This window comes from Pseudomonas sp. NPDC087336, assembly GCF_044744285.1.
In the GTDB taxonomy this organism is placed as follows: domain Bacteria; phylum Pseudomonadota; class Gammaproteobacteria; order Pseudomonadales; family Pseudomonadaceae; genus Aquipseudomonas.
Window position 1 is genome coordinate 42,329 of sequence record NZ_JBIUYA010000031.1, and the last position, 13,168, is coordinate 55,496.

Sequence of the window (13,168 nt, forward strand, 5' to 3'; positions counted from 1 at the left end):
AGTTGGCTGCAACGAAGGGGGTTGTTCTTCTAGGGGTGGGCTTCGAGAAACTGAATCAGTCGCGGGATGGTGCCCTCGATGTGCTCGCACACCACGGCAGCGGCTTTGTCCGGGTCGCCGCAGCGCAATGCTTCAATGATCGAAGCGTGCTCGTCCCGGGCGCTGCGGGGTTTGTCGGCGTGTTGCAGCCACAGGCGCATGTGCGGTTCGATCACCGAATACAGCGCCGAAATCTGCCGCATCAGGCGCGGGCGTTCACTCAGGCTGCACAGGTATTCATGGAAGGCGCGATGGCGGCTGACCCACTCGGCGCCGTCCTCGCGGTAGTCATCCATCTCATCGAGCAGGCGCTCGAGATGGCTGAAATGGCGCTCGGTGAGTTTGCTCACGGCCACGCGGATGGCGAGGCCTTCAAGGGCGCTGCGCATCTCGAACACTTCACGCATCTCCTCGATGTTCAGGCCACGCACGATGGCGCCGCGATTGGGCCGCAACGTCACCAGGCCGTCGGCATCCAGACGCCGGAAGGCTTCGCGCACCGGCATGCGGCTCATGCCGATTTCCCCGGCGATGTCCTCGGCAATCAGCCGCTCCCCGGTGCGGTAGCGCCCTTTGCAGATGGCCTCCAGCAGAAAGTTGTAAGCCTCTTCTTCGGCGGTGACAGGCTGGCGCTCTGTATAGGCAGGGGCGAATTTCATCTAATGCACCTTTTGTATTTTTGTATCCAATTATCCATAAAGCCAAAAAAGCACGTTGCGTGCCAGATTTCACCTACGGTTTGCAGGTGCCTGATTGGATTGATATATCTGAAATAATGAAGGCCGGGAGCGCCCAAGGGCTACGGGCGGGAACGAGTGGAAATGAACCAGGGTGTAACCAAACCGCCACAAAGTGGTGCGGGTGGTAACACGGTCAATCGGGATGCACTGCAAGTGAATGTGTGAACCGGGAAGCCAATTGCAGGGATCGTCGGTGAAACGTTTTATCTGCGCTGCAAGCCTTCTACGCTTGCGTGTAAAGTAGCCGCCATAAGAATCTCAATCAGGAACCCTGACCGTGGCTAAAACTCTCGACATCAGTGCCAACTTCGACAGCGGCAACATCCAGGTCATCGATGTCAGCGACCCGCTCAAACCCCTGCTGGCCATCCGCCCCGACACTAAAAGCAACCATTTCCAATGGTTCCACTTCAAGGCCAGCGGCCTGCATGTCGGCCAGGACCACTGGTTTCGCCTGAACAATGCCAGCCAGTCCTCGTACAACAAGGCCTGGACCGGTTACCAGGCGGTGGCGTCCTACGACCACGTCAATTGGTTTCGTGTGCCGACCATTTTCGAGGGCGACTGCCTGCGTTTCAGCCTCGAAGCTGAACAGACCCACGCCTGGTTTGCCTACTTCGAACCCTACAGCCGCGGCCGCCACGACTGGCTGATCGAGCAGGCACTGACCAAGGCCGGCACCGAACTGCTGGCCACCGGCAAGAGCGTCGAAGGTCGTGACATCCAGCTGCTGCGCAAAGGTACCGGCGCCGAAGGCCAACGCAAGGTGTGGATCATCGCCCAGCAACATCCCGGCGAACACATGGCTGAGTGGTTCATGGAAGGTGTGATCGAGCGCCTGGAAAAACACGACGACCCGGTGTTGAACAAATTGCTGGCCAGCGCCGACCTGTACCTGGTGCCGAACATGAACCCGGACGGTGCCTTCCACGGTCACCTGCGCACCAACGCCATGGGCCAGGACCTGAACCGCGCCTGGCAAAGCGCCAGCCAGGAGCTCAGCCCGGAAGTCTTTTTCGTCCAGCAGCAGATGGAAAAATACGGCGTCGACCTGTTCCTCGACATTCATGGTGACGAGGAAATCCCCCACGTGTTCACCGCCGGTTGCGAAGGCAACCCGGGTTATACGCCACGGATCGCCGAACTCGAAGAACACTTCCGCAGCCATCTGAAACACACCACCAAGGACTTCCAGACCAAGCACGGTTACACCCGCGACGAACCGGGCCAGGCGAACATGACCCTGGCGTGCAACAGCGTGGGCCAGAAATACGATTGCCTGTCGCTGACCCTGGAAATGCCCTTCAAGGACCACGACGACCATCCGAACCCGTTGACCGGCTGGTCGGGGAAACGGTCGAAGCAGTTGGGCAAGGATGTGTTGACCACCGTTGCGGATATGGTCGACTCGCTACGCTGATCCCCCAACACCACGATACCTGTAGGAGCGAGCCGGCTCCGGGCGGCGTTCCGACGATGGAGGTCAACGATGACGCGGGAAGCCTGATGCCCCGCGTTGCCCTCTGTTTTTTCGCGAGCAAGCTCGCTCCTACAGGTTTCAGGTGTCAATGCCGCCTGCGATCAACCGCGATCTTTGCCTCGCAACATGCTGTCCAGCACCTCATCGCGGCGCACCCAACCGTGAAACAACGCCGCGGCCAGATGCAGCAGCACCGTCAGAAACAGCAGATACGCCAGATACCCATGTGCCTTGCGCAGGAACGCAAACATCTGCGCGTCCGCCGGCACAATCGACGGCAACTGCAACGAGCTGCTGAGCATCACCGGTTCGCCCGACGCTGAAATCATTGCCCAGCCCAATAACGGCAAAACCAGCATCAAGGCGTACAGCAGCACATGGGACGCCTTGGCCGCCAGCGCTTGCCAACCCGGCAGGTCGGCGGGCAGCGGTGGCTGCTGCGTGGAGAAGCGCACGACCAATCGCACGATCACCAGCAACAGAATCGCCACGCCTAACGGCTTGTGCAGGTGAATCAGCCATTCATGACGCTCGGACACCGAGGCGACCATGCCTGCGCCGATAAACAGCATGGCGATGATCATCAGCGCCATCAGCCAGTGCAGCAGGCGCGCCAGGGGAGCGAAGTGGGTGGGTTGGTTGCTCATTGCTGGGCCTCCTGTTTGGCGGCGGGCAACTGGCTGACTTCGCTGGTGCGACGCAGGTAGGAATTGGCGTAACCGGCTGAACGAGCGGCGAGCAGCGGGTCGTCGGAACCTTCGATGCCGGCAGGGAGCACCAGCGGGTCGTAGTTGATGTCGCGGCATTCGCCGCTGAGTTGCGGCTGGGTGCTTTCAAGAACCAGGGTGCCTGCGTTCAACACCTTGCGCCCGTCAGGCCAGGCCTTGCTGGCGTCGTTGACCGGATCACCGGGGTTGGCCAGGGTGATGTTCAATTGAAAGCGCAGCGGGCCCGCGGCAATGCGCTGAACCAGGTCTTTCTCAAGGAAATCACTGCCCTGCGGTGCCGTGGCGCCAGGTGCGTCCTGAACCAGCGGCGCCATGCTCCAGCGCACCGCTTGGCGCTGTCCGGAGGCGTTGACCAGATAGAACGCGTTGACGCTGTTGTAGGTTTGCGTCACGTAACTGGCCGAAGGTTTGGCCGTCTTGATCCAGGCCAAAAACGGTGCGGCTTCCGGGTGCGAACCGAAGAACGCCGACACCGCGGCGGGGTCCGGTTTGCCGGTAGCGGGAATCGGCGATTGGGCCTGCTGCAATTGGTAGAACGCATCGGGCGTGCCCACCGGGAACACCGGCATACTGTTCATCCCGGTGCGCCATTGCTGGCCGTTGGCCTGGGTGAAGCGCAACGCCAGGCTGCGGATCGGCACGGCGCTATCGGGCGCGTAGGGATTACCCGCCGGCAAGGCGAAGCGGCCAACCACCGGCGTGCGCGCCTCGTTGAATACCTGTGCGGTGGAATAACTGCGAGCCTCGCCACTGCTCTCGAAATGGCCAATCACGCACACGCCTTTGGCGTGGTTGCGACGAAACCCTGGATGCACACCGTTGTTGGTTTCCAGCACATTGACCAGCTTTTTCGGGGTCAGGCGCTGCGGGTCAAGGGTGCCGTTGACGTAGGCAAAGGCCCCGGCCACTGCGGCCACGACCACGGCAATGCCGGCCAGTCGCAATGTCAGGCTCGCGGCACTCAAGGGTGGCGGTGATGATCGATCTACCATGAAAGACTCCAGGGCCATCGGCCACAAGTGAGAAGAATCAGGCAGACGAACCCCACGGCGGTTTATTCCATCGCCCGGTATTTATTTTTTCGGGCGTGGAATAACCTTCAATGCCGTGCGTCTTCCTGGTTCAAAGCGTAGTGAGTAACCAGAAATTCATGAACGATATCGACGAACAACTTAGAGAAATCATTCCCAGATTGCGCCGCTTCGCCATATCGCTGACGCGCAATTCGAGCAGCGCCGACGACCTGGTGCAGTCGTGCCTGGAGCGTGCGCTGTCGAGTTGGGGCGACAAGCGCGTCGAGGGCGACTTGCGCGCCTGGTTGTTCTCGATCCTATATCGACAGTTTCTCGATGCTCACCGCCGTACCCGACGCTACGCGCGAATGCTCGAATTCTTTACCGGGCGCGACGATGCGCAGCCTTCGGTGGAGCGTACCGTGATCGCCCAATCGACCCTCAACGCCTTTGATCGACTGCCCACCGAACAGCGCGCGCTGCTGCTGTGGGTGTCGGTTGAGGGCCTGAGTTACAAAGAGGTCGCCGAGATTCTCGACGTGCCTACCGGCACCGTGATGTCCCGCCTGTCCCGGGCCCGCCAGGTCCTGCGCCAACTCAGCGATGGCGAAATCAACCGCCCTGCCCTGCGGAGACTTAAATGATCAGCATGCCCCCCAGCGAACGCGACCTGCACGCTTACGTCGACCATCAGCTCAGCGAGCAAGACCGGCGTCTGGTGGAGACTTTCCTGGCCAGTAATCCACAAATTTGCGCACAAGTCCGCGCCTGGCAGCTGGACGCCCAACAACTGCGTGCGGCCCTGAGTGGTGCCTTGCAGCAGCCGGCCAATCCGGACCTCGATCCTGTGCAGATCCGCCGACGCTTGAAAAGCCAGTCTCGACGCCACCTGGCCAGCGCCGCGGTATTGCTGATCGCCGTCAGCATCGGTGGGGTCAGTGGCTGGCAGGCCCGGGAAATGACCCTCCTCAGCACAGCGCAACCGATGGCCGATGCCATGCAGGCTTATCGTCTGATTGCCGAGCAGGGACTATTGCCGGCCGACTACAAGGCTGGCGACGACGGTGACATGCAGGGCTGGCTCGACCGTTATTTCACCCAGGCCAATCGCCTGCCTGATTTATCCGGCGCAGGCTTCAAACCGGCCAGCGGGCGCTTGCTCAGCACCGAGCAAGGACCGGCGGCGATGGTGGTCTACGAGGACCCGCGCGGGCAGAAAATCAGTTTTTACGTGCGCCCGCCGGGACCGAAAAACTATCTGCTGCCCCGGGGTAGCCGCAGTGATGGAGGTTTGCAGGCCGAGTATTGGTCGGGGGGCGGGTACAACTACGCGATGGTCAGCCCGGCGAATACACCGGCGGCGCAGATGCTCAGGCAAACCACCCAATTCTGATCACACCACCAGCCCCTGTGGGATCGGGGAAGGCTTTACCCCTGCCCAAACACCTGTGAAGGCCGCCGCAACAACGGATCAAACGGATTGATCCGCGGCCCGATCAGCGCGGCTTCGCGCTTGAGCATCTCCACCACTGTCGGTAAGCGATCCGGGCCAAGCCGATCACTCACGGTCGCCACGCTCAACGCCGCCACCGCGCGCCCTTCGCGATCGAGGATCGGCACCGCCACCCCGGCCATGCCCTGTAAAACGCCGGTGTTGCGCCCGGCGTAGCCGAGCTTGCGCACGTTCTCGACTTCTGAACGCAGGAACACCTCGTCATACAGGTGGAAATCCTTGAGCCGTGGCAAGTTGTAATGGATCACCGTATCGCGCTCCTCTTGCGGCAGGAACGCCAGGATCGCCAGGCTGCCCTGGCCCACCCCCAATGCCACGCGCCCGCCGATATCACCGGTGAAGGTGCGGATCGGAAACGGCCCCTCGCTGCGGTCCAGGCAGATCGCATCGAAGCCACTGCGCGCCAGCAGGAACAACGAGTCGCCCAACGATGCCGACAGCCGCAACAGCGCCGGACGCACCAGTTCGCGCAGGTTGCCGCTGTTACCTGCGCGGGCCGCCAGGGCGAAAAAGTCCAGGCTCAGGCGATAGCGCTTGCTGCGCGCATCCTGCTCGACCATGCCCTCGTCCATCAGGCTACGCAACAACCGGTGGGTGGTCGGTTGCGACAGGCCTATGTGCTGGGCCAGTTGTGTCACCCGCTCACCGCCCTCGACGGTATCGCCCAACGCACGCAGCACCGCAAACAGTCTTGAGACGGCGCCGACACCGACCTCATTTTTATTTTCGTTCCGCTCAATGGAATCTGACATGTTAATTCTCGACAATTAATTTACTGATCGAATAAAACTGAAAATAGTCATCGCCTGAGTGAAATACACCATTGAGCCCATCCTAGTCTTCGTCCTAATCTGCGTCCAGACAGGGGCGATTCGAACAATCACGGCAGCCGACTTAAGTCGAGCGCCAACGCCCCCCCGCAACAACCTTTCGTATCTGCCCATACAAAAAAGCGCGCCTTTGGGCGACGCATAACAATCCCCGGTGGAGGCGCAGTCATGGCTTTCGTACAACTTGAAAAACTCGGCAAACGCTACGGTGATATTGACGCCGTGGTCGCCACCGACCTGTCGGTGGAGAAAGGCGAATTCGTTTCCCTGCTCGGCCCTTCCGGGTGCGGCAAGACCACTACCCTGCAAATGATCGCCGGCTTCGTCGAAGTCACCAGTGGGCGCATCGTGCTCGACGGTCGCGACATCACCCACGCCAAACCCGCCAGTCGGGGCCTGGGCGTGGTGTTCCAGAGTTACGCGCTGTTCCCGCACATGACCGTCAAGGACAACGTCGCCTTCGGCCTGCGCATGCGCAAGGTACCAAGCGCCGAGATTGCACAACGCGTGGATAGGGTGCTCAAGCTGGTGCGCCTCAACCAGCACGCCGAGCGCTATCCGCGGGAGCTGTCCGGCGGCCAGCGCCAACGTGTTGCCCTGGCCCGGGCGCTGGTGATCCAGCCGCCGGTGTTGCTGCTCGATGAGCCGCTGTCCAACCTCGACGCCAACCTGCGTGAAGAGATGCAGTTCGAGATCCGCCGCATCCAGCGTGAAGTCGGGATCACCACGCTGATGGTCACCCACGACCAGTCAGAAGCGCTGTCGATCAGTGACCGCGTGGTGGTGATGCAGGCCGGGCGCATCACCCAGATCGATGCCCCTTACACCCTCTACGAACACCCGCGCACCGAGTTCATTTCCGGATTCGTCGGCAAGGCCAACCTGCTGCCCGGTGAACGCGACATGGCCGGCGTGGTTCAGGTATGCAGCCAGGGCAAAGGCGAGCTGACCCTGAGCCTGCGTCCGGAAAAGATCGACCTGCGCGATGCCGGCCACGGCCGCCTGCAGGGCAGGATTGCCAGTCGTTTCTTTCTTGGCAGCCAATGGTTGTACAGCGTCTCGACCAGCCTCGGTGAACTCTGCGTAGTCCGCCGTAACGACGGCGCAGCACCCTTGAACGAAGGCACAGCGGTTGGCCTGGACTGGGACGCGGCACTGTTGCGAGTGTTGAGTGTCGACGAGGTGACGGCATGAGTACGCTCGCTGCCATCCGCCAGGGCCGCCAGGGGTATCTGCTGTCCGCACCCGCCCTGGCCTTGTACCTCGGTCTACTGCTCATTCCCCTGGCGCTGACGCTGATCCTGTCATTCAACGTCTTCGACTACAGCTCGGGGATCGACGGCGACGCTTTCACGGTCGAGCACTACGGCAGCCTGCTGGGCGATCCCTACTTCTATGAAATCTTCCTGCGCACGTTGTGGATCAGCGCCCTGACCACCCTGCTCTGCGTGCTGATCGGCGTGCCCGAAGCGTACATCCTCAGCCGCATGGGCACCCCGTGGCGCTCGATTTTCCTGATCCTGATCCTCACCCCGCTGCTGATATCAGTGGTGGTGCGCGCTTTCGGCTGGAGCCTGTTGCTCGGTGCCGACGGCCTGGTCAACCAGACCCTGCAAGCCTTCGGAGGCTCGCCGGTGAAGCTGCTCTACACGCCGTTCGCGGTGGTGATTGCGCTGGTCCACGTGATGCTGCCGTTCATGATCATTCCGGTCTGGACCTCGCTGCAAAAGCTCGACCCCGCTGCCGAACAGGCCGCGCGCTCCCTGGGCGCCAGCCAATTCACGGTAATTCGAAAAATAGTGCTGCCGCAAGTCATGCCCGGCGTGTTGTCCGGCACCCTGATCGTGTTCGGCCTTGCCGCCAGCTCCTTCGCGATTCCCGGCCTGCTGGGGGGGCGCCGCCTGAAGATGGTCGCCACGCTGATCTACGACCAGTACCTGTCGGAGCTCAACTGGCCCATGGGCGCGGCCATCGCCGTGGCCCTGCTGCTCATCAACCTGCTGATCATGCTGTCGTGGAACCGCATGATCGAAGGCCGCTACAAGAAATCACTGGGATAATTCGCCATGTCCAGGAACGGTCCTTTCGCCCTGTTGTTTCATACCCTGGTGGTGCTGTTCATGCTCGCCCCGCTGGTGGTGGTGTGCCTGGTGGCCTTCACCCCGGAGAACACCCTGAGCCTGCCCACCACCGAGTTTTCCCTGCGTTGGTTCCGCGCGGTGTTCGAGCGCGCCGATTTTGTCGATGCGTTCTACAACAGCCTGATCCTGGCGTTCAGCGCCGCGACCCTGGCGACCCTGGTTGCGGTGCCGGCGGCGCTGGCGATCACCCGTTTCGAATTTCCCGGCCGGGACTTTCTCAACGGCCTGTTCCTGTCGCCGATCATCATTCCGCACCTGGTGCTGGGTGTGGCGCTGTTGCGTCTGTTCGCCTTGCTGGGGGTCAACGGCAGCTTCGCCTGGCTGATCTTCGCCCATGTGCTGGTGATCACGCCGTACGTGCTGCGCCTGGTGCTGGCCTCGGCCATCGGCCTGGACCGCAGCGCCGAACACGCCGCGCAATCCCTGGGGGCCGGGCGTTTCACGCTGTTTCGCCAGATCACCTTGCCGATGATCCTGCCGGGGGTGGCCGGTGGCTGGCTGCTGGCGTTCATCAACAGTTTCGATGAAGTCACGCTGTCGATCTTCGTCACCTCGCCGGCCACGCAAACCCTGCCGGTGCGCATGTACGTGTACGCCACCGAATCGATCGATCCGATGATGGCGGCGGTGTCGGCGCTGGTCATTGCACTGACCGCGGTGACCATGATTGTGCTTGACCGGGTCTATGGCCTGGATCGGGTTCTAGTGGGCAAACAATGAGGGCGCCATGGCTCTGCTGAAACGACTGGCCGAAGGCGACCGCCCGGCCCTGGACTTCACCCTCGACGGGCAACCGGCCAGCGGCCTGCTCGGCGACACCCTGTTGACGGCGGTGCTGAGCTGCGACGACCACCTGCGCGGCAGTGACTTCAGCGCCGAACCCCGCGCCGGCTTTTGCCTGATGGGCGCCTGCCAGGATTGCTGGGTGCGGCTGGGGGATGGTCGTCGGGTGCGTGCCTGTTCGACCCTGCTTGAAGCGGGACATCACATCAGCCGCGAACCGGGGCGCGCCCTATGAACATACATCAAACCTGTGGGAGCGAGCTTGCTCGCGATGACGGTGGAACATTCAACAGATGTGGTGGCAGACAAACCGCTATCGCGAGCAAGCTCGCTCCCACAGGGGTTCAGCGTCGTTCACACATGAGGTGCGCATGAAGCCTGTGGTCATCATCGGCGCCGGCCCCGCCGGTATTCGAGCCGCGCAAACCCTGGTCGCCCACGGTGTGCGTCCGGTCCTGGTGGACGAATCCACACGCGGTGGCGGGCAGATCTATCGGCGCCAGCCGGCCAACTTCAAGCGTTCGCCGGTCACGTTGTATGGCTTCGAAGCGCACAAGGCCAGCGCTCTGCACCAGACCATCGACGAACTGCGCGAGCAGATCGATTACCGCCCCGAAACGCTGGTGTGGAACGCCGAGGACGGTGCCCTCGACACCTTGTGCGACGGGCGTGCCGCGCGGCTGGAGTTTTCCCGGGTGATCGTCGCCACCGGCGCCACCGACCGGGTTCTGCCGGTGCCGGGCTGGACCCTGCCCGGCGTCTACAGCCTCGGCGCGGCGCAGATCGCGCTGAAGTTCCAGGGCTGCGCCATCGGTGAGCGCGTGGTGTTCGCCGGCAGTGGTCCGCTGCTGTACCTGGTCGCCTATCAATACGCCAAGGCCGGCGCCAACGTGGTCGCGGTGCTCGACAGCTCACCCTTTAGCGCCCAGGCCCGCGCCCTGCCCGACCTGCTGACGCAACCGGGCACGTTGGCCAAAGGCATCTATTACCGAGGCTGGCTGACCGCGCATGGCATCCCGGTGCATCAGGGCGCGACCTTGAATCGCATCGATGGCCAGCGACGTGTGCAGTCGCTGACGTGGTCCAACGCCAAAAGCCAATATCCACTGGACTGCGACGCGATCGCCTTCGCCCACGGCCTGCGCAGTGAAACCCAACTCGCCGACCTGCTCGGCTGCGAATTCGCCTGGAACCCGCTCAACCGCGCCTGGCTGCCACAACGGGACCGGGCCGGCCGCAGCAGTGTTACCGAGGTGTACCTGGCCGGTGACGGTGCAGGCATCATGGGCGCCGACGCCGCGGAAATGGCCGGTGAGCGCGCCGCCTTGGCGTTGCTCGAAGACATTGGCTACCTGATTCCCTCGCAACGGCCCGCACAACTTGAACAGGCGCTGGAACGCATCGGCGATTTCCGCCAGGGCCTGGAACGCGCCTTTGCCTTTCCCGAACACTGGGCTGCGGATGTCGCCGATGACGTCATGGTCTGCCGCTGCGAAGAAGTCCGCGCCGGCGATATTCGCCAGGTGGTGCGCGAGGGCCACTGGGAAATCAATCGGGTCAAGGCCCATTGCCGGGTCGGCATGGGTCGCTGCCAGGGGCGGATGTGTGGTGCTGCGGCGGCGGAAATCATTGCCTGTGAAAGCCAGCGCGCCGTGTCCGACATCGGCCGGCTGCGGGCCCAGGCCCCCATCAAGCCGCTGCCTTTTGGCCTGGAGATGGAAGCATGATCGAAGTCGATGCAGTGATCATTGGCGGCGGCATCGTCGGGGCTTCGGCGGCGCTGTTTCTTGGCAAGGCCGGGCGCCGTGTGGCGCTGCTGGAACGGGATTTTTGCGGGTCGCATTCCAGCGGTGTCAACTACGGCGGCGTACGTCGCCAGGGCCGTCCACTGTCGCAGTTGCCGTTGTCGCAACGTTCCCACGCCATTTGGGCGCAACTGCCACAGTTGATCGGCATCGACGGTGAGTACCAACGCAGCGGCCACCTCAAGCTCGCTCGCAGCCTCGACGATTTACGCGCCCTGCAAAACTATGAAGTCAGCAGCCAGGGCTTCGGCCTCGACTTGCAGGTACTCGACCGCAAGGCATTGCGTGCACGTTTCCCCTGGGTCGGCGATGTTGCGGTGGGCGCCTCTTATTGCCCCGACGACGGGCACGCCAACCCGCGGCTGGTCTCCCCGGCATTCGCCCGGGCCGCTCGACGCCACGGCGCGCTGGTGCATGAACAATGCGCGGTCACCGCCGTGGACCACGACGGCCGGCGCTTTCGCGTGCGTACACAAACCGGTCTGGAGCTGCACGCGCCCTGGCTGTTGAACTGCGCCGGGGCCTGGGCCGGCAGCCTGGCCGCGCAGTTCGGCGAGCCGGTGCCGATGCACTCCGGGCACCCGGCAATGCTGGTCACCGAGCCCTTGCCGCTGGTGATGGATGCCAGCACCGGCGTCGAGGGCGGCGGCATCTATGCGCGTCAGGTGGCGCGCGGTAATTGCGTGCTGGGTGGCGGCCAGGGCTTTGCCCTTGACGAGGCCCGCGCCCGCCCCGGTCAAGGCGCCGTACTTGAGATCCTGCGCCAGGCCGTCGAACTCTACCCGTTTCTTGAGGGCGCCCAGGCGATTCGCACCTGGAGCGGCACTGAAGGTTACCTGCCCGATCGCCAACCGGTGATCGGGCACAGCCGTACCCAGCCAGGTCTGTTGCATGCGTTCGGCTTTGCCGGCGCCGGTTTTCAGATCGGCCCGGCGGTGGGCCAGGCGCTCACCGAGATCATCTGTAGCGGCGCGTCAAAGACGCCGCTGGATGCGTTTTCCATCACCCGTTTTCACTCCATCTCCGTAGCTTGATAGAGGAAGGTCGCGCCAATGAATAACGTCAAACGCAGTGCACTGTTCTCCTGCCTGGGCGCCCTGCTCACGGTGACCCAGGTCCATGCCGAGCAGACGCTTTACCTGGGCATGAATGGTGGCACCATGGAGCGGCTCTACGCCGACAAGGTGCTGCCGGCCTTCGAGAAGGCCAACAACGTGAAAGTGGTCATCGTGCCGGGCACCTCCGCCGATATCCTGGCCAAGGTCCAGGCCAGCAAGGGCAACCCACAGATGCACGTGATGTTCCTCGACGACGGCATCATGTACCGCGCCATCGCCATGGGCCTGTGCGACAAGCTCGAGGACAGCCCGACCCTGGCGCAGATCCCGGCCAAGGGCCGGATCAAGGACCAGGCGGTGGCCGTCAGTCTCGGCGTCACCGGGCTGGCCTACAACACGCGCCTGTTCAAGGACAAAGGCTGGAGTGCGCCAACCTCCTGGATGGACATGGCCGATCCGCGTTTCAAGGACAAACTGGTGTTCCAGTCGATGGCCTCCTCCACCTTCGGCCTGCATGGCTTCCTGATGTTCAACCGGATTCAGGGCGGCAGCGAAACCGACGTCGACCCCGGCTTCAAGGCCTGGCCGAACACCGTCGGGCGAAACGTGCTGGAGTACATTCCAAGCTCGGCGAAGATCTCTGAAATGCTGCAGACTGACGAAGCGGCGCTGTTCCCGCTGACGCCGACCCAGGTCACAGCCCTGAAGCTCAAGGGCATGCCGGTGGAATATGCGCAACCGAAGGAAGGCGCGGTGGTGCTCAACGTGGCCGAATGCGCCATCGCCGGCAACACCCAACCGGAGCTGGCGCAGAAACTCGCCGCGTTCCTGCTGACACCCCAGGCTCAGGCCACTGCGCTTGAGGACGGCGACCAGATTCCTTCCAACCCCAATACCCCGACCACCGACCGCACCCGTGGCCAGGTCGAAGCGATGAAGCAGTACCTGGAAACGGCGATCGCGGTGGACTGGGACCAGGTCAACGAACAGCGCCCGGCATGGAATGCCCGCTGGAACAGGAGCATCGAACGATAGCCA

The 13,168-nt window shown here is 62.8% G+C and carries 14 protein-coding genes; 10 read left to right on the top strand and 4 right to left on the bottom strand.

Annotation, left to right across the window (positions count from 1 at the left end):
* Positions 1-29: 29 nt before the first annotated feature.
* Positions 30-698 carry a GntR family transcriptional regulator gene (locus tag ACIO0C_RS25300; RefSeq protein ID WP_401316137.1) on the bottom strand — a complete coding sequence of 223 codons (669 nt, stop codon included), beginning with the start codon at positions 696-698 and terminating at the stop codon, positions 30-32.
* A gap of 352 nt (positions 699-1,050) precedes the next feature.
* Here ACIO0C_RS25300 and ACIO0C_RS25305 point away from each other — a divergent pair, with 352 nt between their 5' ends.
* A complete protein-coding gene (locus ACIO0C_RS25305) occupies positions 1,051-2,199 on the top strand; it encodes a M14-type cytosolic carboxypeptidase (RefSeq protein WP_401316196.1) in 1,149 nt (382 codons plus the stop codon).
* Between the two features lie 161 nt (positions 2,200-2,360).
* Here the strand turns inward: ACIO0C_RS25305 and ACIO0C_RS25310 are convergent, their stop codons facing one another.
* Both ACIO0C_RS25310 and ACIO0C_RS25315 read right to left on the bottom strand, forming a co-directional pair.
* Positions 2,361-2,906 carry a cytochrome b gene (locus ACIO0C_RS25310; RefSeq protein WP_401316139.1) on the bottom strand — a complete coding sequence of 182 codons (546 nt, stop codon included), beginning with the start codon at positions 2,904-2,906 and terminating at the stop codon, positions 2,361-2,363.
* Positions 2,903-3,979, bottom strand: coding sequence for a catalase family peroxidase (locus tag ACIO0C_RS25315; protein WP_401316142.1), 1,077 nt, complete (start codon positions 3,977-3,979; stop codon positions 2,903-2,905). The genes ACIO0C_RS25310 and ACIO0C_RS25315 overlap by 4 nt, the downstream gene beginning before the upstream one ends.
* Before the next feature lie 158 nt (positions 3,980-4,137).
* Here ACIO0C_RS25315 and ACIO0C_RS25320 point away from each other — a divergent pair, with 158 nt between their 5' ends.
* The gene (locus ACIO0C_RS25320; protein ID WP_401316144.1) at positions 4,138-4,644 is read left to right on the top strand and encodes a sigma-70 family RNA polymerase sigma factor; all 507 of its coding nucleotides are present in this window, start codon (positions 4,138-4,140) and stop codon (positions 4,642-4,644) included.
* A complete protein-coding gene (locus ACIO0C_RS25325) occupies positions 4,641-5,393 on the top strand; it encodes an anti-sigma factor family protein (protein ID WP_401316146.1) in 753 nt (250 codons plus the stop codon). Before ACIO0C_RS25320 ends, ACIO0C_RS25325 begins: the two co-directional genes overlap by 4 nt.
* Positions 5,394-5,428: 35 nt before the next feature.
* On the opposite strand, the gene ACIO0C_RS25330 is transcribed toward ACIO0C_RS25325, so the two are convergent.
* Entirely contained in the window at positions 5,429-6,265 is an 837-nt protein-coding gene (locus ACIO0C_RS25330) for an IclR family transcriptional regulator (RefSeq protein ID WP_401316147.1), read from the bottom strand.
* Positions 6,266-6,511: 246 nt separating this feature from the next.
* On the opposite strand from ACIO0C_RS25330, the gene ACIO0C_RS25335 reads away from it, so the two are divergent.
* The 7 genes from ACIO0C_RS25335 (at position 6,512) to ACIO0C_RS25365 (ending at position 13,165) form a co-directional block, all read left to right on the top strand.
* Positions 6,512-7,537 carry an ABC transporter ATP-binding protein gene (locus ACIO0C_RS25335; RefSeq protein ID WP_401316150.1) on the top strand — a complete coding sequence of 342 codons (1,026 nt, stop codon included), beginning with the start codon at positions 6,512-6,514 and terminating at the stop codon, positions 7,535-7,537.
* Positions 7,534-8,403 (top strand): ABC transporter permease, encoded by an 870-nt coding sequence (locus tag ACIO0C_RS25340; RefSeq protein ID WP_401316153.1) that lies wholly within the window; start codon positions 7,534-7,536, stop codon positions 8,401-8,403. The genes ACIO0C_RS25335 and ACIO0C_RS25340 overlap by 4 nt, the downstream gene beginning before the upstream one ends.
* Before the next feature lie 6 nt (positions 8,404-8,409).
* Positions 8,410-9,204, top strand: coding sequence for an ABC transporter permease (locus tag ACIO0C_RS25345; RefSeq protein WP_401316155.1), 795 nt, complete (start codon positions 8,410-8,412; stop codon positions 9,202-9,204).
* Between the two features lie 7 nt (positions 9,205-9,211).
* Positions 9,212-9,502 (top strand): (2Fe-2S)-binding protein, encoded by a 291-nt coding sequence (locus tag ACIO0C_RS25350; protein ID WP_401316158.1) that lies wholly within the window; start codon positions 9,212-9,214, stop codon positions 9,500-9,502.
* Positions 9,503-9,638: 136 nt separating this feature from the next.
* Positions 9,639-10,994 (top strand): FAD-dependent oxidoreductase, encoded by a 1,356-nt coding sequence (locus ACIO0C_RS25355; protein ID WP_401316161.1) that lies wholly within the window; start codon positions 9,639-9,641, stop codon positions 10,992-10,994.
* Positions 10,991-12,106 (top strand): NAD(P)/FAD-dependent oxidoreductase, encoded by a 1,116-nt coding sequence (locus tag ACIO0C_RS25360; protein ID WP_401316164.1) that lies wholly within the window; start codon positions 10,991-10,993, stop codon positions 12,104-12,106. The genes ACIO0C_RS25355 and ACIO0C_RS25360 overlap by 4 nt, the downstream gene beginning before the upstream one ends.
* Positions 12,107-12,124: 18 nt before the next feature.
* Positions 12,125-13,165, top strand: a complete 1,041-nt coding sequence (locus ACIO0C_RS25365) for an ABC transporter substrate-binding protein (protein WP_401316165.1) — start codon at positions 12,125-12,127, stop codon at positions 13,163-13,165.
* Positions 13,166-13,168: the final 3 nt, after the last annotated feature.

What these genes read in the sequence shown, in the direction of transcription:
- ACIO0C_RS25300 (WP_401316137.1), bottom strand. Translation starts at nt 698, where the DNA reads ATGAAATTCGCCCCTGCCTATACAGAGCGCCAGCCTGTCACCGCCGAA.
- ACIO0C_RS25365 (WP_401316165.1), top strand. Translation starts at nt 12,125, where the DNA reads ATGAATAACGTCAAACGCAGTGCACTGTTCTCCTGCCTGGGCGCCCTG.
- ACIO0C_RS25350 (WP_401316158.1), top strand. Translation starts at nt 9,212, where the DNA reads ATGGCTCTGCTGAAACGACTGGCCGAAGGCGACCGCCCGGCCCTGGAC.
- ACIO0C_RS25310 (WP_401316139.1), bottom strand. Translation starts at nt 2,906, where the DNA reads ATGAGCAACCAACCCACCCACTTCGCTCCCCTGGCGCGCCTGCTGCAC.
- ACIO0C_RS25315 (WP_401316142.1), bottom strand. Translation starts at nt 3,979, where the DNA reads ATGGTAGATCGATCATCACCGCCACCCTTGAGTGCCGCGAGCCTGACA.
- ACIO0C_RS25335 (WP_401316150.1), top strand. Translation starts at nt 6,512, where the DNA reads ATGGCTTTCGTACAACTTGAAAAACTCGGCAAACGCTACGGTGATATT.
- ACIO0C_RS25330 (WP_401316147.1), bottom strand. Translation starts at nt 6,265, where the DNA reads ATGTCAGATTCCATTGAGCGGAACGAAAATAAAAATGAGGTCGGTGTC.
- ACIO0C_RS25325 (WP_401316146.1), top strand. Translation starts at nt 4,641, where the DNA reads ATGATCAGCATGCCCCCCAGCGAACGCGACCTGCACGCTTACGTCGAC.
- ACIO0C_RS25340 (WP_401316153.1), top strand. Translation starts at nt 7,534, where the DNA reads ATGAGTACGCTCGCTGCCATCCGCCAGGGCCGCCAGGGGTATCTGCTG.
- ACIO0C_RS25360 (WP_401316164.1), top strand. Translation starts at nt 10,991, where the DNA reads ATGATCGAAGTCGATGCAGTGATCATTGGCGGCGGCATCGTCGGGGCT.
- ACIO0C_RS25320 (WP_401316144.1), top strand. Translation starts at nt 4,138, where the DNA reads ATGAACGATATCGACGAACAACTTAGAGAAATCATTCCCAGATTGCGC.
- ACIO0C_RS25355 (WP_401316161.1), top strand. Translation starts at nt 9,639, where the DNA reads ATGAAGCCTGTGGTCATCATCGGCGCCGGCCCCGCCGGTATTCGAGCC.
- ACIO0C_RS25345 (WP_401316155.1), top strand. Translation starts at nt 8,410, where the DNA reads ATGTCCAGGAACGGTCCTTTCGCCCTGTTGTTTCATACCCTGGTGGTG.